1 protein-coding gene and 1 pseudogene are annotated in these 2,219 nt (G+C 43.0%); one reads left to right on the top strand and one right to left on the bottom strand.

Going from position 1 to position 2,219, the window contains the following annotated elements; all coding sequences use genetic code 11:
* Window positions 1–237 precede the first annotated feature (237 nt).
* On the top strand, window positions 238–1,641 hold the full coding sequence (gene tnpC / locus QUA25_RS29055; protein WP_333043153.1) for an IS66 family transposase: 1,404 nt from the start codon (window positions 238–240) through the stop codon (window positions 1,639–1,641).
* A 9-nt stretch (window positions 1,642–1,650) separates the two neighbouring features.
* On the opposite strand, the pseudogene QUA25_RS29050 reads toward tnpC, so the two are convergent.
* Window positions 1,651–2,136 (bottom strand): annotated as a pseudogene (locus QUA25_RS29050) (transposase); the annotation flags it as partial.
* Window positions 2,137–2,219 lie beyond the last annotated feature (83 nt).

Here is a 2,219-nt window from a genome sequence, read left to right as displayed (position 1 = left end):
TGACCTCTCTTTCTACATGGTGATTGATGACTTAATTCTCTGCAGTCTTCAGCGTTTTTTACCCTGACAACTTTTGGGGTCTGTCTATAATTCATTGCGCAGAAATGGTGAAATAATTTATCTAACAGGCAAGAGCAAAGTGTAAGGATTCAGGTCAAAAAAAACTTCAGTGGCAAAAGCTGGTAAAATAAAGAAACGAAAAAGCCCACAGCCACCAGACAAAAAGAAAAAACCTTCATAGAGCAGTTTAGCCAAGCTGAACTGGTGGAAATGGTGTTGGGGCTGCAAAAAATCATTGAAGAATTACAAGAAAAACTAGCCATTGCTACGGGCAAAAGTCGAACCACCAGTCAGACTTCATCGAAACCCCCCTCAACAGATCTGCTCCAAAAACCAGAGAAAGCACCAGTCAAACCAGAAGCAGACCAGAAAAATAAACCAGGTGGACAACTAGGTCATCAAGGGAAAAATCGCAAAGGGTTTGGACGAGTAGACAGAACCGAAATTAGCTCACCCAGCATCTGTCAAAATTGTGGCAGTCAAGAATTAAGTCAAGTAATTAAAATTCACAGACAGCAAGTAGCAAGTCTAGTAGCAAAACCAATAGAAGTCGTCGAATATCAGACACAATCGTGTAAATGCCTAGAATGTGGTGCAGTAGTTCGAGGAGAACTACCCCAGGGCATAATTCCAGGACAAGACTTGAGCGTTAATCTCCAAGCTCTATTAGTCTGGCTGGGCAATTATGGGCATCTTTCCTACGGGAAGCTGACTGAATTGTTGTGGGAACTCGGCACGATTGAAGTCGGAGTGGGAACACTCCAAAAAACCAATCAACGAGTAGCAGCAGCAGTCAAGCCAGCCATCAAAGCACTGTGGGAATGGGTCCCTGAGCAATCAAACGTTCATGTAGATGAAACACCTTGGTGTGTCATGGGAGTTAAAGAATTGCTATGGACGGCTAGTGGAGAAGGATTCTGTTTATTTCATGCCGCAGATACCAGGGGGCGTGTAGAACTAGAAACCATGCTGGGCAAAGAATTTGCTGGGGTCTTAAGCTCAGACGATTTCAGTGTCTATAATGGTGGGAAAGTCGCAGCCCAACAGAAGTGTCTGGCTCATTTACGACGGCATTTCAAGAAAGTGCTGGGACTTCCTGGCAACAATAATAATCCAGCAGTCGCCCAAGTATTTCTGTCATTAATAGATGAAGCTTTTAGATCCCATGAGTCCTGGCGAAAGACGAAGGATCGACTCACCTATGAATCGTGGGCTCAGGATTTCAAAATACGATTGAATCAAGCTTTGGCGACTTGGTTGAACCAAGTTGGTTATGCCTCCGGTTTGTTACTCAAATCCTTACGGGATAAGGCAGAACAATGGTGGTATTTTCTGGATGACCCCTCGGTTCCTCCGGATAATAATTTAGCAGAACGTTCTCTACGGCTAGCTGTAACTAAACGGAAAGTTTCTGGCGGCTCTCGTTCAATGAAACGATTTGAGGAAACGGCTGATCTATTGAGTGTGATTCAAACCTGTCGTTTTCAAGCTCGTTCCGTAATGGCTTTTTTCCGTGAGGCTATTTCTGCCCATTGTTGTCACTTGACTATGCCTGAGCTTATTCCCCTTTTTCCGACCTGAATCCTTACCTAATAATAATTTTCCCTGATTTTCACTCTCATTTAGTTCTTCTGGGTTTTTTTTGCTTGATTCAGGTTGAGGTGTCGGGGATTCTCGGAGATTCTTCACCATCTTTTGGTTCACTTTATTGACGAGATTGACGCTGATTCTTTGTCGAAAATGAACCAATAGCGAGGCATCAAATGGAATCTCATTGCTATAGAATGAGAGACCGATAAAGTATTGTAGATAAGGGTTTTCTCGAATTTATTCTACAGTTTCGCGATCGCTAGTTCCCAATTTATCTTTGATGATTAATGCCCCCAATGCTATCCTAAATGATTTAGCTGGTGCCCCCATAGATGAGGCAAAATTTTCAGCATATTCTGCTTCAAATTCTGACCACGGTATCAATTGGGCCATCATTACCCAACGGTTGTCTGAGGCTAATTTTCCTCCCTGAGGAAATTCAAAGCTTTCTGGTGGGGTGCCGTCTGGGTCAACTTTTCGGTACACAACTGTTAACTGGAGTTTAGACTAAAAAATACCTCTAACAGCAAATCTCTCGCTAGTTAAAAACTGACGAGAGCGTCCATAAA

It is taken from the genome of Microcoleus sp. Pol17C6 (assembly GCF_036701145.1).
Classification (GTDB): Bacteria; Cyanobacteriota; Cyanobacteriia; order Cyanobacteriales; family Microcoleaceae; genus Microcoleus.
This window is presented reverse-complemented; position numbering and strand designations above follow the sequence as displayed.